Consider the following 18801-nt stretch of genomic DNA (forward strand, 5'->3'; position numbering starts at 1 on the left):
ACAAACACATGGACCAGAACCATTTTCATGTTCTAAATTCGTTGAGATGCCGTTAGGACAGACGCGTTATTCAGTCGCGGCATTGATGTTCCATGCGCTTGTAATTGTCAGGAAACCCCGACACCTAACGGAATGAGGTACATGCCGACTTCATCATCCTGTTTGATTACGACCTCCACGTCATAGACCGTCTGGATCAGTTCAGATGTAACGACCTCTGTAGGTGGGCCGTTCGCTATAATACGCCCTTCCTTCATGGCAATCATCACATCGCTATACCGAATAGCCTGATTGATATCATGCAGCACCATCACGATTGTCAGTCCATGTTCCTGGTTTAACTGCCGAATGAGCTCTAAAATTTCAAGCTGGTAGTACATATCCAAATAGGTGGTCGGCTCATCCAAAAATAAAATTGGCGTCCGCTGTGCCAAGGCCATTGCAATCCATACACGCTGCCGTTCTCCTCCTGAGAGCTGATCCAATGTGCGAGTTCTACGTTCGTTCAGGTTAGTGCAGGCTATTGCCCACTCAATCGCCTCCTCATCCTCGTCACGCCTCGCTGTGAACATGTTCTTATGCGGCAACCTGCCGAAGCTTACGAGCTTTTCTACAGTCAAGTCGGAAGGTGCCTCGTTCTGCTGATGGACTACCGCCAGTTGACGGGCCAGCTCCTTGGGCTTGTAGTGGGCTATCTCCTTGCCGTCCAGAATCACTTGGCCCAAGCGGGGAACAGCATTGTTGGACATCACGCTGAGCAGCGTTGATTTGCCGCATCCGTTGGGACCGATAATGGTAGTGATCCGTCCCGACTCAATAACAGCATTAATAGCATGCAGACGATCTGTTTTCCGATCATAAGAGAAGGTTATATCCTTAATGTCCATAGGTGCGATCCGCCTTTCTGATCAGGAATATCAGGAACGGCCCGCCAATGACGGCCATAATAATAGAAGCCGGGATTTCATTGGGAGCAAGCACTGTCCGCCCCAGTGTATCCGCGAGCAGCAGCAGCAAGCCGCCGCATAAGGCGGAAAATGGAATCAACCACTTATGATCCGAGCCAACTAGGTAGCGGGCACAATGCGGAACGAGCAGACCGATAAAGGCAATCACTCCCGCGATGGCTGTAGCCGTTGCTGCAAGCAGCACTGCAATCACAGAAATCAAAAGTCGTGCACGCGTTACATTGAATCCCAGATTTTTAGCTGTTTTATCTTGAAGGGACAAGAAATTGCACCAAGAGAACACGAGCATGGCTAAAATTAGCCCAATCCCGCCATAGGTCACAATAACCTCGACATCTACCCATTTTTTCATAGACAAGGTTGAAGTGGTAACCTGATTAATGCTAGTGACTGCATAACTGCCTCGATAGTTAAACGACTGACCTAGGCCGGAAAAAATGGCGTTCACAGCCACCCCGATCAGAATGAGACGAATCGGATGCAAGCCAGATTTCCATGAAAAACCATAAACCATTAGACAGGCTAACGCACCGCCAATAAATGAAAAGAACGGCATCCAGAAATAAAGCGCAGGAAAGACCGTCACCGCAATCAGCGAGATCAATGCCGCTCCCGAAGAAATGCCGATAACCCCTGCATCCGCCAGTGGGTTTTTCATGACGGCTTGCAGCAAAACACCCGCTACTGCAAGTGCTGCACCTGCCATCACGGACACGAAAATTCTCGGTAGTCTCAGGTCCTTGACCACATTCACCTGATCATCTGTACCTGTCCACAATCCGGTCATCAACTGACTCAAATCCACCTTGAGACTGCCTGTCATCGCTGAATACAGCATGACGCCGACGAGCAAGACAATTACAACAATAAGGCTCCATACTTTTTTGGACATGTCATCAGCTTCCTTTAATTCGAAGGATACAGCATTTTCATCAGCTCATCCAGCGCCGAGTTTGCCGCTAAATTCCCTGTTGTGCCAAACAACGGTTCAGGCAGATCATAGACATGCCCATTTTTCACAGCGTTGAAATGCTTCCAGATATCGTTAGTTTTGAACTCTTCATCGAACATTTTCACTACTTCATCCGGCATCCCGTGTGCAGCGCGCAAAATGATATCGGGGTTGGATTGCTGCAAGGCTTCGGTATTGTGGGCAATGAACTCCACCTTCTCGCCCTGAACCACATTGGTTCCGCCTGCAATTTTAACCAGATCCCCAATATAGGAATGCTCGGTAGCCACCAGATAGCTTCCTGGTACTCCCAGCAAAATCAATACTTTAGGGGATTTCTTCCCTTTGATCTTTTGTTGAATCTGGGCAACTTTCGCATCCAAAGCTCCATTAATCTCTTTGGCCTTATCGGCTTTGCCAAACGTGTCTCCCAGCTTTTGAATTTCTTTTTGCATATTCGCGAGACTTTCAAAATTTAAAAATTCGGCTTTGATTTTCAAATCTTTAAATTTAGGCTCCAGATCATATTTCAGTGTCGTCACCGACAGTACGTCCGTCGGCTTCAATGACATCACTTTTTCCATATCAGGACTCATCGGATTACCCACATCAGGCACATCCTTGTAACGGTCAGGCAGCACTTTCGTGCTTGTCGGCTTGCCTGCCAAATCCAGGCCCAGTGCATCCGTGATTTCCGCAATGGCTACCGTAGTCGCCACAATACGAGGAGCTTGAGCTTTACCGTCAGACGACTTTCCGGTTGCATTAGATGTTGCCGCTGATTTCGAACCATCGCTCTGATTCTGTCCAGCCTGTGCTCCTCCCGAACATCCAGCCAGCAACAAGATCACGATGCCGATTAACATATACAAACAAAACGATCTTCCTTGAGCCAATGCTATATACCGTTTCATGAAAATCCAGTCACCTCAATTCAAAATATAGAACAACATTAGGAACCCCAACTTTTCGGGTATCCGGATTTTGCAAAATTCGATTCCAGTGCTCCAAAGTGCAATATATAGACGAACTAGACCATTTCGATCTACATATTGTTCATTAGAAGTCGCTTATTGGATTTTTGCAAAATTCCTCGGGTATGTAAATGCTGACAAGTCTTGACGCCGGGGCACCAAGACTTGCTCGCATACAAACTTTGCTGTTATTCGGGCTTCATTGATGTCACAACCTGAGGCTACTTCGCTTTCAGGCTTGCTTCATCAAATTGAAACTGAACTGTATACCAGTGATCATACGGCACTCCGCCAAGGACCAAGCCAGGCACAATGACGTGTGTGTAAGCACTGATTTTCTGGGACAAGTCTCCTACCTCGAATTGAACGACACGTGTATCGCCGGATGTCGAGATCACTTCTACATCTTTCAGGGTACCGTTTTGCTCCACTTGTAGAGTTGGCATCCAAGAGCTATTTTTCAAGGTCACTTGGATATAGCGCTTGTCTCCCTTTTCAATCAGTGTGGCTGGCTTGTCGAGATAACCGTCCATAACGGAAGCTTCACTCGTTTTGTCTTTAAATACGTTGTAATTAATCGTGTATTGCTTCTCGGAAGCCGTTTGAATCGGTTGCTCAACTACTGGTTTTTTTTCTGCCACAGGTGTGGTCGTTTCTGCTGCCTTGTCCGTAGATGCTGCTGTCGGTTCAGTAGCGGTTGCAGTTGTAGCTGCATTGTCTCCCTCACCTTTAAGCGATGCACGGTCAAATTGAATCTGTCCGCCGAATTTCTCATTTAGAATGTATTTCTCAGGCAGATATACCTGTGTGTACACACTCAACTTTTTATCTAGATCAGGCACTTCGAATGCAATAGTGTGCGTGTCACCTTTGGTGTCCGAACCCATAATCGTCGGATTGGCATAACGGCCTTCAAAATCCGTTTGGAATAGCTTCAAAGCCTGGTTGTCCGTAACGGTTACATGAGCCTGAACCTTCCCATTTTTCACAATCAACTTCGCTAGACTCTGTACAAAAGGAGCCGCTAGAGAATCCTTGTCCGTTCCGTTCGCCAGCACACGGAAGTTCGCACTGTACTCTCCATCCGCTAAGTTGTTTTTCCCTTGCTCTACTTCGTCTGCTTTAGTTTCGTTGTAGTAAGAAACATCACTGGTGTTAAATTTAAATTCAAAATCGTATACCTTCTCTACCCGATCCTCAGTCTTAAAGACCATCGGAGTGGCACTTGCCACTTTAGGGGCTTCATAGACAACCAGTTGGCCTTTTACATTGTTTTTAAAGTCATTCACGCTAAAACGAACGTGCTTCGTATTGCTTGCTGCATCCTCCTGGGTCACTTCTGCGTCTCGGTAGTCCCCGCTTGCGTTGTCCCAAATGCGCAGCGCCTTCACTTCATTACTGTTTTGCAGCTTCAGACCTACAAACCGTTTGTCGCCTTCCACGACCAATTGCGCCGATTCGTCAGTGATGAAGCGTTGAGCCGGAGAATCCACTCCTGTGGAACCATCAGACAAAACGATACTGAATTTCAAAGCATATTTACCATTGGCAAGCTTGTCGAAATCCAATTTAACAATGGGATCAGCTGCACCCGAAGAGGAAGGCTCGACAAAGCTGCGAATAGTAGCAGGCTCGAATTGATACTGCACATCATATACGTGGTCATAAGGGATGCCACCCAAATCCAATCCAGGTACGATGACATGCGTATTCACTGTCACTTTATCCGACAGATTGGGTACTTCGAATTGTACTGTTCTTGTATCTGCGGAGCTCGATTGATCGACAACCTGAGCCTCTGCACCATTTACTTTGAACGTTTTAATCCAACTGCTCTTGTCCATTTTGATCTGAATCACATTTTTACCGGACTGTCTTAACAGCGTGGCTGGTTTCTGCATATAGCCATCCATCACAGATATTTCATTGCTTCCATTTTTGAGTACGGAGAAATCAATGCTGTATCTGCCGTTTTCAGTCACGGGAGTTGTGCCGCCGTCTGTTCCTTTTACCGCAATGCTGCTGCGGTCAAATTGAAGACGAAGCTTATGATCCATCTCATAAACCCCACCTGGATAGGTCGTGCTCACATGTACCTGTGCATTCATAATAGCGTCCAAATCGGCCACTTTGAATTTCACAACACGTGTGTCCGCTTTCTTGTCCACGCTTACGATATCTGCATCTGTTAACGTTCCGTTTTGTTCTGTTTTGAACTCCGTCACTGTGGCGCTGTCTTTGATCGTGAAGGAAGCTTCATACTTGCCTTTTGATACCGTCAGTGTTGCCGGAGATAATAAATATTGCGCCATTGCCGATTTTTGATCTTTTGTTGCGTGCAATGCATTGAACTGGATCGAATACGTTCCATCAGCTAAAACTTTTCCAGGCGTACCTGGCGTCCCAGGATCAACCGGGGATGTTGCATTAGTGATGCTACTCTTATCAAATTGCAGACGAAGTTTATGATCCATCTCATAAACCCCACCTGGATAGGTCGTGCTCACATGTACTTGTGCATTCAAAATAGCGTCCAAATCCGCTACTTTGAATTTCACAACACGTGTATTAGCATTCTTGTCCTCACTTACAATATCCGCATCCGTTAACGTTCCGTTTTGTTCTGTTTTGAACTCCGTTACTGTGGTGCTGTCTTTAATGGTGAAGGAAACTTCTTTTTGCCCTTTCGATACCGTCAAAGTCGCTGGAGACAACAGATATTGTGCCATGGCTGACGATTGATCTTTTGTGGCATGCAGTGCGTTAAAGTTAATCGAGTACGTTCCATCCGCCAAATCTGATGGTGCGGGTACAGAAGCCAGCTGAAGATCTACATTATAAGTATGCACGTAGCCCAGCTCAGGCCAGTTGATGCTTACCCATGCGCTTAACTTAGCAGGTATTTCTTTAACCTCGAATTCAATAACTCGTGTATTCGCAGTTTTGTCTTCACTTACTGTAGCAACATTAGTTAATAGTCCATTTTGTTCTACCTTAAAGCCATCAATTTGCTTACTGTTTTTCAATGTAAAACGTACATACTTCTTGCCATTACGTTCAATCAAAGCGCCTGGTTTCTCTGTATAACCATCCATCATTGACTTTTCACTTGAACCGTCTTTTAACAGCGTGAAGTCCAGATTTGACGTTACTGGAGATGAACCGTTGTCCGTTCCCGAGATACTGTTTTTATCGAACTGAAGACGAAGTTTATGATCCATTTCATAAACCCCACCTGGATAGGTCGTGCTCACATGTACTTGTGCATTTAAAATCGCGTCCAAATCCGCTACTTTGAATTTCACAACACGCGTATTGGCTGTCTTGTCCTCACTTACAATATCCGCATCTGTTAACGTTCCGTTTTGTTCTGTTTTGAACTCCGTTACTGTGGTGCTGTCTTTAATGGTAAAGGAAACTTCTTTTTGCCCCTTCGATACCGTCAAAGTCGCTGGAGACAACAGATATTGTGCCATGGCTGACGATTGATCTTTTGTGGCATGCAGCGCGTTAAAGTTAATCGAGTACGTTCCATCCGCCAAATCTGATGGTACGGATACAGAAGCCAGCTGAAGATCTACATTATAAGTATTCACGTAGCCCAGCTCAGGCCAGTTGATGCTCACCCATGCGTTGAGCTTGGCAGGCAGATCTTTTACTTCAAACTCGATCATTCGTGTATTCGCAGTTTGATCTTCACTTACAACAGAGGTGTCGGTTAACACTCCATCTTGCTCTACCTTGAAACCATCAATCTGCTTACTGTTCTTTAATGTAAATTGGACATATCGTTTACCACCACGCTCAATTAGAGAGCCTGGTTTCTCCGTATACCCATCCATCATTGACTTTTCATTGCTTTCATCTTTCAAAAGGGTAAAGTCCAAATCAGCGAGTTTCTCTCCTGTATTAGGAGGCGTTACCGGTGGTGTTACAGGTGGAACCGTTGGATTCTCCGTTGAGTTTTTAAGTCTCAAACTGGAAGGATCAAACTCAATCCATTCCTTCACTGAACGGTCTGGATCGGTATCTACATACCATGGAGAACTGCTATTAAATCCAAACTCCGTATTTACATTTTGATGAAAATCATAAACATCGAAGCTTACAGTCCCGGAAGTTTTCCCAGAATCCACCTCTATTTTTGCGGGAACTGTTTCCCCGTTTTGTTCAACTAAAAATTTCGAAAGACCTTGAGATTCCGCAAACTTAAATGAAAAATGGTATTTTCCATCCTTAATGATCAAATCTCCAGGATAGGTATAGTTTGTTTTGAAGCTTGAATCCCTAGTGCTACCGCTGACTGTCTTTCTTAAAGGTTTGTAATCAATCAGGTATTCTCCATCTGCATAGGTCGCATCAGTAGTGGTCACAGCATTGGTAGGCTCAGCATATGTGCTGGGCACTTCTACCGGAATCTCATAAGTAGCATAAGTAGCACTAGTGACTGTAGTGCTTAAATCGGGCAAATTCAACGAAGTGAACTCATCCTCAGGTGTTGCTCCTACGTACGGTGAAAATAAAGAAAACAACATTAAAACAGCAGCAAATGTCGTTATAAATTTGTTAAATCGGCTTTTCAAGGTGATGTATCCCCCTACTTAAAATATACTCATTTGGAGCTTTGAAACTAAGCTCCAAATGAGTATTCAATTCAAAATTATATTTTCAAAAAGAAGTCTTAGATATCGCTGTCGTCGAATTGGAATTGAACCACATAGTCGTGATCGTACGGAATACCACCAGTGTATTCTGCAGGCACACTTACATGCAGTTTAACGTTCAATTTTTGAGACGGGCTAGTTACAGGGAATTCGACTATTCTTGTATCCCCTGATGTGCTTACTACAGTCGCATTCACATACTGACCGCTTTGTTGAGTTTTGAATTCAGTAACCCAAGCACTTTTGGTAATAGCTACTCTCACTTTATATTGACCATTCGTAACAATCAGTGTGGCTGGTTTTTTCACATAACCATTTGTATCCATGTAGGATGGCTGAGTGGTTCCATCTTTATAAACGGTATAAGGCAATTGATACGTTCCATTAGGCAAAGCCGCATTCGCTTTATTGGCAGAAAATGGAGCTAGTACCACAAAAACAAGCGCTGCCATCAGTACAGTAAGCATTACTTTTTTCAAAGACAATTTTTCCATACGATTCATAATCATGTTCATGTTTTTAATCTCCTTTTACGTTTTATTTTGGATTAGATTTCGTCGAACTGCAGTTGTACATCGTACTTGCCTGTGTAGCCGATTACTGGAATTGTGATCTCAGCGTAAGCATTCACTTTTGCATTCAGATCAGCAACTTCGAATTCCACTACACGAGTGTTGCTAGCAGTATCTGTGCTTACTACAGTCGCATCTTGCAGTACGCCATTTTGCTCTACTTTGAACGTTGTAATCAGATTGCTGCTTTTCACAGTCAGACGAACGACATTTTTGCCATTAGCTACTGTAACCTGAGCAGGCTTCGTCAGGTAGCTATCCAATCGAGAAGTCTCATTGGTTTGATCCTTCAGAACGGTATAGTCTACGTTATACGTGCCGTCGGCTGCTGCTGCCGCTTTAGCTGAGAATGGAGCAACGAGGGCAAAAACAAGCGCTGTCATGATCAATGCGACGAATACCTTCTTAAAAGAAAATTGCTCAAAGCGATTCATTACCATATTCATATCTACACACACTCCTCAATTTTTTATGCTTGAATTTATGTTGATTTTATGAACGATAAAGATGGCTTGAATTTACTTCTTGGAAGATTTAGTTAATTTCGCTGGCTGAACGGCTGTTACTTTTTTGACGCTTTTGGAATCAAAAGCGAAGCGGATCGTATAGTCATGATCGTAGTTATACGCAGGGACAGTAACATGAATTTTAGAGATTAGCGGGCTGTTCACACTCGTAATTGGAAATTGTACGGTGCGGGTATCGGTTTTGGCATCCTTATGGATGACCTTTGTATCGATGATTTTGCCTTTGTAATCTACTTTAAACCCGGTTGTCCATTCGCTATGATTCAGCTTAATTTGCATGGTCATTTGACCTTTTTTTACATACAACTTAGCTGGTTTTTCAAAATAATCATTAGCCATGGACACCGAATCATTTTCTGCCTTGAGGATATTGTATTTGAGCGTGTATGTACCATCCGCCAATTTTGGAGAAGCCGCAGCGGCTACTACAGATGACGAAGTTGGCCAAAAGCTCAGCACACTCACCAGCAGAAACACAGCAATAATTGCAGAATACCCCTTCTTCATTATGACAGCAGTCCCTCCCCACGAGAATTTAAGTAATTGATTATCATTCTCAATTGATAATTAAAAAAAATAGCTCTTTTTGAGCCGTGTCTTCCCACCTTTCTATTCCAGAATTTCGCAAAATAAAGTAAACCCATCACCAATATATCTTACACTTTTCGAAAATGTCAATATGTATTTGCATGTACATAACCCCTTGATATATGCTATTTTTTAAGAAAAATTTGTAGTTCCTTCTTCTATAATTCGAATATACCCCTTTTATTTTTAGTTCAAAATTTATTTAAAAATTTGCTTTTTTCAATTGACAATCCCCAGTGATATTCATTATCATTCTCTTATACATAAATGAAAATGATTATCATTATTGTTTAACTCGAAAATTGCAGGAGGAATAACATGAAATCTTATGTGTTGTGGTCGTCCGCAGCGCTTTTATTGGCAGTTACCGGATGTAGTAATGGTGCCTCGACCGCAGATCACAAACCAACCAGTGCATCCGTATCTGCCACTTCTGGTACGACAAGCGGTGCGGCGATTCAAGTTACTGATTTTTCAAAACGGACGTTGGCGTTTCAAAAGGTCCCACAACATATCATTGCGCTCAGCAATGGCGATCTGGATATCATATACGCATTGGGTGGAACTGCCGTGGGCAGGCCCAACTCCAATGGACCTGCCATCGTACCTGCTGCTGAGAACGTTCAGCAAGTAGGCTCCACTCATGAAGTCGATCTGGAGAAAATTACGATGCTCAAACCGGATGTCGTGCTAGGCAATTATCCTATGAATGAAAAAGACATTCCAGCCATTGAAGGAGTCGGTTCACAGCTGCTGCTGACGGGAGCCAATTCAGTTCACGATATTCAGTCGCAAATTACGCTGTTCGGACAATTACTGCAAAAGCAGGCTCAGGCCGTGAAGCTGAACCAGCAAATTGACCAACAAGTAGCTAAGCTGCAAAAGGAAACCGCTTCTGCCTCCAAACCGAAGGTGTTGCTGGTCTACGGAGCCCCGGCTACGTATATGTCGGCATTGCCAAATTCACTAAGTGGAAACATTCTGGAAGCTGCGGGTGGCTCGAACATCGCCGCTGATTTTCCGGGCCTGCAAAATTTCCCGCAATATGCGCAGCTGAACACAGAACGCATCATACAGGCTGACCCTGACTACATCTTCATCATGACCCATGGCAATACGGAAGATGTTAAAGCCGCATTTATAAAGGAAATGCAGGAAAATGCAGCCTGGAACGGAATCCGAGCAGTCAAAAACAATCAGGTCCAGGTTTTACCTTCAGACCTGTTCGGTACGAATCCGGGTACACGTGTCACTAAAGCGCTGGATTTGATGCATCAAAAGCTGTATCCGGCGAAATAGGTGATGGAGATGAACAAACTACAGCGCGCCAGAAGACGCACCATCGCCTGGATTACCCTTCCGATTCTACTGCTGGCCGTCTCTGTGTACGGTCTGGCCTACGGTTCGGTGTCGATTCCACTTCAAGAAATCAATCATGTTTTGCTACATAATGATGATTCTACATATCGCACGATCCTGATGGATCTCCGGCTACCCAGAGTATTAGTAGGTTTACTCGTAGGAGCTTGTCTTGCAGCTTCCGGAGCACTTCTTCAAGGTGTTATGAAAAATCCATTGGCTGACCCTGGCATTATTGGTGTATCGGCTGGAGGTGGACTTGCCGCCGTCATTACGATGGTGATGCTTCCACATCTCAGCTACCTTCTTCCGATAACCGCCTTTTTGGGAGCCTTTCTGAGCGCAATCGTCATTTATCTGCTGGCTTGGGACCGAGGGGCATCGCCTGTTAAAATTGTGCTCGCTGGCGTTGCGATCAACGCGCTGCTGGGCGCACTCACTAACGGCGTAATGGTCATGTACAGCGACCGCGTACAGGCCGTTCTTCCTTGGCTATCCGGCGGATTAAACGGACGAAGCTGGCATCATCTAGAGTTCATGGCTCCTTACGCCATCATTGGATTAATCGCCTCTTTCTTTGCGATTAAACCTGCTAATTTACTGCTGCTGGGCGACGATTCAGCACAGCTGCTGGGCCAGCGAGTAGAGCTTCAACGCATGCTCATTATCCTGCTTTCTGCCCTGCTTGCCGGTACAGCAGTCAGTGTAGCCGGGTTGATCGGCTTTGTAGGACTGGTCGTTCCCCATGTCATACGGCTGCTGATCGGGGAAGATTATCGGTTCCTCCTTCCCCTTTCCATTGTGGGCGGCGGAACGCTGGTTGTTCTCGCAGATACGGTGGCGCGATCCTGGTTTGACCCGATTGAACTGCCTGTAGGTATTTTGCTGGCCGTCATCGGGGCACCGTTCTTCTTAATCCTGCTCAAGAAACGGGGGAGTTTCGGATGACAGCCATTCAGGGTAAGCATATCTCCTTACAACATGGGTATTTCAAGCTGGACGATGTGAATATCACCTTGCCCGCTGGTCAGCTCACTGCGATCGTCGGACCGAACGGTTCAGGCAAGTCCACGCTTTTGCGGATCATGACCCGGCTGCTCAAGCAGGATCAGGGTCAGGTTTCCGTCCTCGGCAAGCCCGTGCAGGAATACAAGCGGCGTGATTTTGCCCAGACGATTACAATGCTACCGCAAATGAAGGATATGCTGCCGTTATTGACGGTCCGCGAGCTGGTCGCTTACGGAAGATCTCCTCATGCCAAGGGCTTGAGGGTACGCCATACCGGACAGGACCAGCAAATCGTGGACCATGTCATGAAGATCACGGGCATACAGCCCTATGCAGATCGGATGTTCCATACTCTATCGGGAGGTGAACAACAAAAAGCACGAATTGCAATGGCCTTGGCCCAACAAACAGGTATTCTTTTGCTCGATGAACCGACCACTTTTCTGGATATCGCCCACCAATTTGAAGTTATGGATATGCTGCGGCGTATCAATCACGAGTCCGGCTTGACGATTGTTATGGTACTGCATGATTTGCAGCAAGCTGCGGCCTATTGTCATCATATGATTGCACTTAAAAAGGGACGAATCGCCGTTGCCGGCGAACCCCGTGAGATTTTGACGTCTGCTTTTCTTCGCGACATTTATGAAATGAACGCTACCATCAAATTTGAGGATGGCTATCCGGTTATTATACCGACCATACCACATCATTCAGGAGGAATTTAATATGGTTATCGTTACAAATACATCTAAAATCACACCGGGCAATGCACATTTACTCATCGAAAGATTTAACAAAGAAGGAAAAGTTGAAAAAATGGAGGGCTTTCTCGGTCTGGAAGTACTGCTGACTGAAAACACGAAAGATTATGAGGAAGTAACCATCAGTACACGCTGGAAAGAAAAAGAGAACTTCCAAGGCTGGACGAAAAGCGAAGCGTTCCGCGAATCCCATAGCCATCGTCAAATTCCGGACTATATTATTGAAAATAAAATCACGTTCTATGAAGTTAAAATCGTTCGTCATCCCATCGCCAACAGCGATTCCTCTTTGGCAAGTGATTCCGAAGCAGTTTAATCCTGCATTATAGCTAAAAACAAAAAAAGCGACTCCGCAGACAATATCAATTGTCCGCAGAGTCGCTTTTTCTATAAGGATTATGTCGAATTCCTCAGATTGTAGTTGAGCAGCGACGTCCAATTTTCAGCGTCTCTCCGTGCCCCAGAACATGAATGCGTTCCTTCGCAATACCCATACGCTCACGCTCCGCTTCGAGACGATCCAGCGCCTCTCTTGGCGTATCATCCGCCAGCTTGAAGGCTCCGTAGTGCATCGGAATCATCTGATCTGCGCCGCAATCTACAAACCCTTGCAATGCCTCCTCCGGTGTCACATGCTGCGAGGTCATGAACCATTCCGGTTCATACGCACCAATCGGCATAAAGGTCAGGTCAATGGCAAAGCGCTCGCCAATCTCCTTAAACCCACGAAAATATCCAGTGTCTCCCACAAAATACAACGTCGGTGTATGCTCTGAATCTGTATTCGAATGAGGATGAGGTTCCGTGACGGACGTGGCAGAGCCAATCACCTGCTGCTCATTTTGCAGAACGTATCCCCCCCAATGCGAAGTGTTCGTATCAAACGGCGTGCGTCGTGTCCAATGCTGGGCTGGAACAAACGTAAATCGCACCCCTCCTACCGTAAAATGCTCCCACCATTGCAGCTCATGACAGTTACGAAAACCTTTGCGGATCATTTTCGCCTTTAACCCCATGGGTACGAGCATCAGCGTATCTGCACGATATAATTTCCGCAACGATTCTAAATGTAAATGATCATAATGTGAATGAGACAGCAGAATGATGTCCAGTGGTGGTACATCCTGAATACGAATGCCGGGCGGAGCCAACCTTTTATCAAGAGCCATACGCTCTGCCCATACCGGATCGGTGACGATATTCAGCCCAAGATACTGGATGAAAAAGGTGGAATGTCCCACCCAGGTCGCTGTCGCCATCTCCCGATTGCTATGCAGGAACTCCAGCTCCGGGGGATGGTTTGGCACAACGAATGTATAATCCTTTATTTTGCTGCGTCGCTCCTGCCGCCATTGTCTGAATTGCTTGATTGTTTTATCGGTATTTACATGATCCATATTGTTAAAACGAACTTTGGGCATGATGCAGCTCCCTCCCTGATGAACCCGTTTTCCAAAAAACGCAGCGGTTCAATTTAACTATATATTGTCACTCGAGTGTGAACATAAAATGATGCAACATCCTGATATATGTAAAGTATAATTCAATCACGTCTGTAAAGGAAATTCTGCGATAATACAGCAAAAACAGACCTCCCGAATCAATCAGGAAGGCCTGTTCCACCTGTTGTTGTCAGTCTTGTGGATTTTTAAAGCGTGCCGAATAAATAAACAAAAACACAATCGCCACGACAATAATGATAGGTGACTCGTACATAATCGTAAAATGCTCGAAAGCAGCCACTCTAACTCACCCTTTCTTCCCTTCATGTCCGCGCACATATTTTGCATCGAACAGAAACAATCTTAATATCAGGATTAGCGAAGGGATCAGCACCAGCAGACCCGCAACAAACGCCGTAATCAATGCATACGCCATCGTAGAATTTGTAAAGCTGTCGTAGACATTAATGTAGGGATACAGAACATACGGGAGATGCGAGCGGCCGTAGCCATACCAGGCAAATGCAAATTGCAGCATCACCAATATGAATGAAACCCCTAGATGCCGCCGCTGCCATACCAGATAAACTGCTCCCGCAAAGCATATGAAGGATGCAACAAACATCCAGGCTATGTTCAGCATATTGGTAAAATGATCTGGATTTTGTTTGTTAATCTGAAAAAATGCGAGCAGACTCGCCAAAATCGTAGGAGCACTCCAGAGCAACGCGTACCCTCGTACGATTTCGAAAGCAACCTTGTCCCCTGCCCTTTTGGCATAAAAGGACAAAAACATCGCCGAGATATACAATACACTCACCAGCGCCAGAATAATAACCGCCCACGTGTAGGGGTTGCTTAATAGCTGGCCCCATTGCAGATGAACACCTGTGCTGTTTTCTACAATAATGCCGCCTTCCGAAATGGCAAGAACCGTGGATAGTGCCGCCGGAATCAGCAACCCTGTCGCACCGTATAACGCCATGTAGACGATATTATTTTTACCGGAATGCCCATACGTATTGTATGCATAATACACTCCTCGGATGGCAAGAAGCACAATCGCAATACTGCCGGGAACGAGTAACGCCGTACCATAGTAATATGCCGCATCCGGGAAGAACCCGTTTAATCCCACCACAAAAAAGATGAGAAATACGTTTGTTACCTCCCACACCGGGGACAGATACCGTTGAATGATATTGTGGATTTTGTTCTGGTGGCCTGTTAACACACTGTAAAAGCTGAAAAACCCTGCACCAAAATCAATGGATGCCACAAGCAAATATCCGAACAGGAACGTCCACAAAATGGCGATACCTACAATCTCATAGCTCACTTGCCTTCAGCCCCTTCCAGGCCCAGCTGCCTTATCTCTTCTACCGCATCCTTATTGCGGAATAGCTTGCTGAGTACCTTAATGGCCGAGAAACACAACACCAGATACAAAATAACAAACAACACCAGCATCCACCCGACACTCGTAGAAGTGGTCGCTGCTTCGGAGACTTTCATATATCCGCGTAAAATCCACGGCTGTCTACCGACCTCCGCAAACATCCATCCGAGCTCAATAGCTACCATCGCCATCGGCCCCACCAGAATGAGCGCCAACAGCAGCCATCTGGGGTATGGTTTGCGACCTGGCAAACGCTTGCGGATCAGATATAACAGTGGAATGACGAGAATCAGCACCCCTGTAGTGATTTTGAGGTCAAACATATAATGGATAGACAGTGGCGGACGCTCATCTACGGGATAATCATTTAAGCCCTTGACCTCCGTACTGGGCAGGTTCCCGGCCAACACACTAAGTGCATAAGGCACTTTCAGCGCATACTTGATTTCACCGTTCTTATCCATATATCCGCCATATACGAAGGGCGCGTGCGTCATCGTATCAAAATGCCATTCGGCGGCGGCCAGCTTCTCTGGCTGATATTTGGCCAGAAATTTACCGGATGCGTCTCCAATCATCACGGTACTGATGGCAAACACAATGGTACAGGTGGCAGTCAGCTTCAGCGCCTTTTTGAAATAAGGGTGATTACGTCCCCTCAGCATGCTGTAAGCCGCCAGTCCCATCAGCACCCCAGCGCTCAATGTATACGAAGAAGCCAGTACATGAGAAACTTTAGTCGGGGTAGCCGGATTTAGCATGGCCTGGATGGGATGAATATCAGTCATGACTCCATTTTTGAGTGTAAAACCTTGAGGTTGGTTCATGAACGAGTTCACAGTCGTAATAAAAACCGCTGATGCAGATGAGGCAATCGCTACCGGGATGAGCAGCATCAGGTGAAAATATTTGCTTTTAAACCGATCCCAGGTATACAAGTAGATGCCCAGGAATATAGCTTCGATGAAAAAAGCAAACGTCTCCAAAAACAGGGGCAGCGCAATCGCTTGTCCAGCCACCCGCATAAAGGTGGGCCAAAGCAAGCTGAGCTGTAGACCAATGGAGGTGCCTGTAACGACACCCACGGCAACGGTAATGACAAACCCTCGCGCCCACCGTCGGGCCAGCAGTGTATAATGCGGATCACCGGTTCGCAGCCCACGCCATTCTGCTAGTGCAATCATTAAGGGTACGCCAACGCCGATGGATGCAAATACGATATGAACAAACAGGGTAATTCCGGTCAGCATCCGGCTTAGCAATACAGGGTCCAGTGAAGACAAATGGGTTTCACTCCTTTATTTCACATTTTAAACATCGCGGATCACTCTGGATTACCAACTAAGGAGTCAAGCGAGCTATGCTTTTAATTACGGCATATAGCATAATGGCCGCAATTACTATACATACAATAATGAGCGTTCTTTCCTGCTTGCGGAACATAGGAACGCCTCCTTCACTTATCTATTGGCGCATTTTGGTAACCTATTCACAGTTTGGTTCATTCTTCCGAGTTTTAACCCTGCTTCTGTATTGAATGTAGCCGTATTTCTTTTTAGATATTGTCTTATGCATTTCAATACGTTATATTGATATATAGTTAGATAACCTAATTATATGAAAAGAGTGACCTTATGCCACCAAAACAAAGTAAGCGGGACACCGTCCAGCAACCCCTTCCCCGTCTGGGTCCAGAACCTTATCTGGAGTTAATGGATCAAACTGCCCTTGCAGGAACGGACCGACAACTTGCCCGCATTGGTCTCTTCTTGCTGTGGACGGGTGATAACGTGCTGGACGCGATCGATCTAGATCTATCTGCCTACGGTCTCACAGAGAGTAAGCTAGATCTGTTGTTGCTGTTGACACTGCACCAATCTCAGGCTCAGATGAGCCCCTCTATGATTGCCGACCGTCTGGGAATCCGTCGTGCATCTGTTACATCAATCTTGGACTGGACAGAGCAACGAGGATGGATTATCAGAGAACATAATTCTACAGATCGACGCAAAATTCATGTACGCATTACAGAAGCGGGGACTCATCTTGTACAGCAGGTGCTTCCTGTATTTTGGTCTTCCTGTGCTTCTCTAGCGAGTATTTTGGAGCCAGAGGAGCAGGTCGTTTTTTCGCGGATTATAGAAAAAATCCATCATCATATGGAAGGCAGATTGGGGGTGGGCAGATAAATTTTTTTAAACATATAATTAGGTTATCTAATATATTTAATTGTGCGTATCAACAAGCTGCTTATTTTATGATCAAGGAGTGTTCAATTGATGAGTAAATTACGAACCAATCATACCGTTATACAGAAAGAAAATGTGGCTCTCCCTTATGCATGGATGACTGTAATCCTATGCTGGTCAGCGGTTGCCGTTATGTCCAGCCTGTATGTGACGATCCCTTTGGTCCCTCTTTTTGCTAAAGTGTTTGGAAAAACGCTTGCTGAAGCAGCCCTGCCGGGCAGTATCTTTTCCTTAGGCTTTGCGGCGGGATGTCTTGTTTATGGTGGATTGTCTGACCGCTTTGGACGAAAGCAGGTTATCGTCACCGGACTGCTCGCATTAACGATTATTTCGTTATCCCTCAGCCTAACCAGTCAGTATTCTGTATTAGTTACACTGCGCTTGCTTCAGGGTTTAGCTGCGGCCACCTTTTCTCCCGTTGCTCTTGCATACGCTGTCGATATGTTCCCGACCGAAAAACGGGTAACGGCTATCGGCTTTATCAGCACCGGTTTTCTAGTAGCAGGTATCGCTGGTCAGGTATTTAGTATTGTCATTAGCGAGCAAATGGGGTGGAATCCGGTATTTCGGATGCTAGGCATTTTATATGCAATTACCTTCCTAATCGTCCTTTTTTTCCTGCCTAAAACCCCCTCCCCTCAACGAGGTGTTCGCATTTGGTCAGCTTTCAGTCAGTTGGGGACCGTTCTGCGCTCGTATCCTTTATGGTTAAGCTATACGGTTGCTTTTGTTCTCCTGATGTCCTTTGTGAGCATGTATACGGTTTTGGGTAGCTATCTTGGCGGCCCTGAATTTGGCCTGAATAGCCGACAGATGCTTTATGTCAGATCCGCTGGTATCATCGGCATGCTCCTTTCACCATTCGCCGGAAAGCTAGCCCAGAAATACGGTGTGCACCTTATATTACGTACAGCTCTTATTCTTTCCATTCTGAGTTTGGCGCTGATGGGAATGACACACTCTCTTATGACTATCGTGGTGTTGAGTGTATGCTTTGTCAGCGGCATTGCCCTGAGTGTTCCTTCACTCATAGCAATCGTCGGCCAGCTCGGCGGCGCAGCGAGGGCTATAGCTGTCTCACTATATACCTTCATCCTGTTTGCCGGTACAAGTCTAGCTCCTGTGCTTTCCATTCGCTTGATGGATAATGGCGGTAATCAGACGACTACATTTATGCTGCTGGCAGCTGTTCTGTCTCTAGGCTTTATCGCCTCCCTGCTCATTCGCAACCACCAGAACGATCCGCTGAAGCGGAATGCATAGACAGCATCAAACTATAAACCAAACTTAAAAGCTACCTATAGCGCCACTGCGCAGTCGGATGGTGCTTCCCAT

Annotated in this window: 17 protein-coding genes; 6 read left to right on the plus strand and 11 right to left on the minus strand. The window is 45.7% G+C overall.

Translation table 11 applies throughout. From position 1 onward, the window contains the following. Positions 1 to 107: 107 nt before the first annotated feature. The 7 genes from ACUUJN_RS22185 to isdC form a co-directional block, all read right to left on the minus strand. The gene (locus ACUUJN_RS22185; protein ID WP_023990285.1) at positions 108 to 887 is read right to left on the minus strand and encodes an ABC transporter ATP-binding protein; all 780 of its coding nucleotides are present in this window, start codon (positions 885 to 887) and stop codon (positions 108 to 110) included. Next, the gene (locus tag ACUUJN_RS22190) at positions 877 to 1860 is read right to left on the minus strand and encodes a FecCD family ABC transporter permease (protein WP_028541843.1); all 984 of its coding nucleotides are present in this window, start codon (positions 1858 to 1860) and stop codon (positions 877 to 879) included. The genes ACUUJN_RS22185 and ACUUJN_RS22190 overlap by 11 nt, the downstream gene beginning before the upstream one ends. Before the next feature lie 14 nt (positions 1861 to 1874). Next, the gene (gene isdE / locus ACUUJN_RS22195; RefSeq protein WP_484668931.1) at positions 1875 to 2834 is read right to left on the minus strand and encodes a heme ABC transporter substrate-binding protein IsdE; all 960 of its coding nucleotides are present in this window, start codon (positions 2832 to 2834) and stop codon (positions 1875 to 1877) included. A gap of 281 nt (positions 2835 to 3115) precedes the next feature. Continuing rightward, positions 3116 to 7477, minus strand: a complete 4362-nt coding sequence (locus tag ACUUJN_RS22200; RefSeq protein ID WP_484668932.1) for an NEAT domain-containing protein — start codon at positions 7475 to 7477, stop codon at positions 3116 to 3118. Positions 7478 to 7575: 98 nt separating this feature from the next. Further along, positions 7576 to 8073, minus strand: coding sequence for an NEAT domain-containing protein (locus tag ACUUJN_RS22205; protein ID WP_053326092.1), 498 nt, complete (start codon positions 8071 to 8073; stop codon positions 7576 to 7578). 32 nt (positions 8074 to 8105) lie between these two features. Continuing rightward, entirely contained in the window at positions 8106 to 8576 is a 471-nt protein-coding gene (locus tag ACUUJN_RS22210) for an NEAT domain-containing protein (RefSeq protein WP_254349004.1), read from the minus strand. A 72-nt stretch (positions 8577 to 8648) separates the two neighbouring features. Then, positions 8649 to 9164 (minus strand): heme uptake protein IsdC, encoded by a 516-nt coding sequence (gene isdC, locus ACUUJN_RS22215; RefSeq protein ID WP_075154745.1) that lies wholly within the window; start codon positions 9162 to 9164, stop codon positions 8649 to 8651. Positions 9165 to 9563: 399 nt separating this feature from the next. On the opposite strand from isdC, the gene ACUUJN_RS22220 reads away from it, so the two are divergent. The 4 genes from ACUUJN_RS22220 to isdG are packed head-to-tail and all read left to right on the plus strand — an operon-like array spanning position 9564 to position 12692. Next, entirely contained in the window at positions 9564 to 10544 is a 981-nt protein-coding gene (locus ACUUJN_RS22220; protein WP_075154746.1) for an ABC transporter substrate-binding protein, read from the plus strand. Between the two features lie 9 nt (positions 10545 to 10553). Beyond that, complete coding sequence (locus tag ACUUJN_RS22225) at positions 10554 to 11552, plus strand: FecCD family ABC transporter permease (protein WP_484668933.1); 999 nt, start codon at positions 10554 to 10556, stop codon at positions 11550 to 11552. Continuing rightward, positions 11549 to 12340, plus strand: a complete 792-nt coding sequence (locus ACUUJN_RS22230; protein WP_484668934.1) for an ABC transporter ATP-binding protein — start codon at positions 11549 to 11551, stop codon at positions 12338 to 12340. Before ACUUJN_RS22225 ends, ACUUJN_RS22230 begins: the two co-directional genes overlap by 4 nt. A gap of 1 nt (position 12341) precedes the next feature. Further along, positions 12342 to 12692 carry a heme oxygenase gene (isdG, locus tag ACUUJN_RS22235; RefSeq protein ID WP_061831483.1) on the plus strand — a complete coding sequence of 117 codons (351 nt, stop codon included), beginning with the start codon at positions 12342 to 12344 and terminating at the stop codon, positions 12690 to 12692. A 94-nt stretch (positions 12693 to 12786) separates the two neighbouring features. Here isdG and ACUUJN_RS22240 read toward each other — a convergent pair whose 3' ends face one another. The 4 genes from ACUUJN_RS22240 to ACUUJN_RS22255 all read right to left on the minus strand — a co-directional run bounded on the left by ACUUJN_RS22240 (position 12787) and on the right by ACUUJN_RS22255 (position 16500). Further along, entirely contained in the window at positions 12787 to 13797 is a 1011-nt protein-coding gene (locus ACUUJN_RS22240) for an MBL fold metallo-hydrolase (RefSeq protein WP_484668935.1), read from the minus strand. Positions 13798 to 14008: 211 nt separating this feature from the next. Next, positions 14009 to 14119: a cytochrome bd oxidase small subunit CydS family protein gene (gene cydS / locus ACUUJN_RS22245; protein ID WP_007432143.1), complete on the minus strand. Its 111-nt coding sequence runs from the start codon at positions 14117 to 14119 to the stop codon at positions 14009 to 14011. 6 nt (positions 14120 to 14125) lie between these two features. Continuing rightward, positions 14126 to 15157 (minus strand): cytochrome d ubiquinol oxidase subunit II, encoded by a 1032-nt coding sequence (locus ACUUJN_RS22250; protein ID WP_023990300.1) that lies wholly within the window; start codon positions 15155 to 15157, stop codon positions 14126 to 14128. Continuing rightward, entirely contained in the window at positions 15154 to 16500 is a 1347-nt protein-coding gene (locus ACUUJN_RS22255; protein WP_023990301.1) for a cytochrome ubiquinol oxidase subunit I, read from the minus strand. The genes ACUUJN_RS22250 and ACUUJN_RS22255 overlap by 4 nt, the downstream gene beginning before the upstream one ends. A gap of 351 nt (positions 16501 to 16851) precedes the next feature. On the opposite strand from ACUUJN_RS22255, the gene ACUUJN_RS22260 reads away from it, so the two are divergent. Together ACUUJN_RS22260 and ACUUJN_RS22265 are read left to right on the plus strand one after the other, a co-directional pair. Beyond that, a complete protein-coding gene (locus tag ACUUJN_RS22260; protein WP_023990302.1) occupies positions 16852 to 17406 on the plus strand; it encodes a MarR family winged helix-turn-helix transcriptional regulator in 555 nt (184 codons plus the stop codon). A gap of 90 nt (positions 17407 to 17496) precedes the next feature. Continuing rightward, a complete protein-coding gene (locus tag ACUUJN_RS22265; protein WP_484668936.1) occupies positions 17497 to 18729 on the plus strand; it encodes an MFS transporter in 1233 nt (410 codons plus the stop codon). Positions 18730 to 18801 lie beyond the last annotated feature (72 nt).

The organism is Paenibacillus sp. LRG-1, assembly GCF_057220305.1.

What these genes read in the sequence shown, in the direction of transcription:
- ACUUJN_RS22230 (WP_484668934.1), top strand. Translation starts at nt 11,549, where the DNA reads ATGACAGCCATTCAGGGTAAGCATATCTCCTTACAACATGGGTATTTC.
- ACUUJN_RS22190 (WP_028541843.1), bottom strand. Translation starts at nt 1,860, where the DNA reads ATGTCCAAAAAAGTATGGAGCCTTATTGTTGTAATTGTCTTGCTCGTC.
- isdG (WP_061831483.1), top strand. Translation starts at nt 12,342, where the DNA reads ATGGTTATCGTTACAAATACATCTAAAATCACACCGGGCAATGCACAT.
- ACUUJN_RS22185 (WP_023990285.1), bottom strand. Translation starts at nt 887, where the DNA reads ATGGACATTAAGGATATAACCTTCTCTTATGATCGGAAAACAGATCGT.
- isdC (WP_075154745.1), bottom strand. Translation starts at nt 9,164, where the DNA reads ATGAAGAAGGGGTATTCTGCAATTATTGCTGTGTTTCTGCTGGTGAGT.
- isdE (WP_484668931.1), bottom strand. Translation starts at nt 2,834, where the DNA reads ATGAAACGGTATATAGCATTGGCTCAAGGAAGATCGTTTTGTTTGTAT.
- ACUUJN_RS22225 (WP_484668933.1), top strand. Translation starts at nt 10,554, where the DNA reads ATGAACAAACTACAGCGCGCCAGAAGACGCACCATCGCCTGGATTACC.
- ACUUJN_RS22210 (WP_254349004.1), bottom strand. Translation starts at nt 8,576, where the DNA reads ATGAATATGGTAATGAATCGCTTTGAGCAATTTTCTTTTAAGAAGGTA.
- ACUUJN_RS22265 (WP_484668936.1), top strand. Translation starts at nt 17,497, where the DNA reads ATGAGTAAATTACGAACCAATCATACCGTTATACAGAAAGAAAATGTG.
- ACUUJN_RS22260 (WP_023990302.1), top strand. Translation starts at nt 16,852, where the DNA reads ATGCCACCAAAACAAAGTAAGCGGGACACCGTCCAGCAACCCCTTCCC.
- ACUUJN_RS22240 (WP_484668935.1), bottom strand. Translation starts at nt 13,797, where the DNA reads ATGCCCAAAGTTCGTTTTAACAATATGGATCATGTAAATACCGATAAA.
- ACUUJN_RS22220 (WP_075154746.1), top strand. Translation starts at nt 9,564, where the DNA reads ATGAAATCTTATGTGTTGTGGTCGTCCGCAGCGCTTTTATTGGCAGTT.
- ACUUJN_RS22205 (WP_053326092.1), bottom strand. Translation starts at nt 8,073, where the DNA reads ATGAACATGATTATGAATCGTATGGAAAAATTGTCTTTGAAAAAAGTA.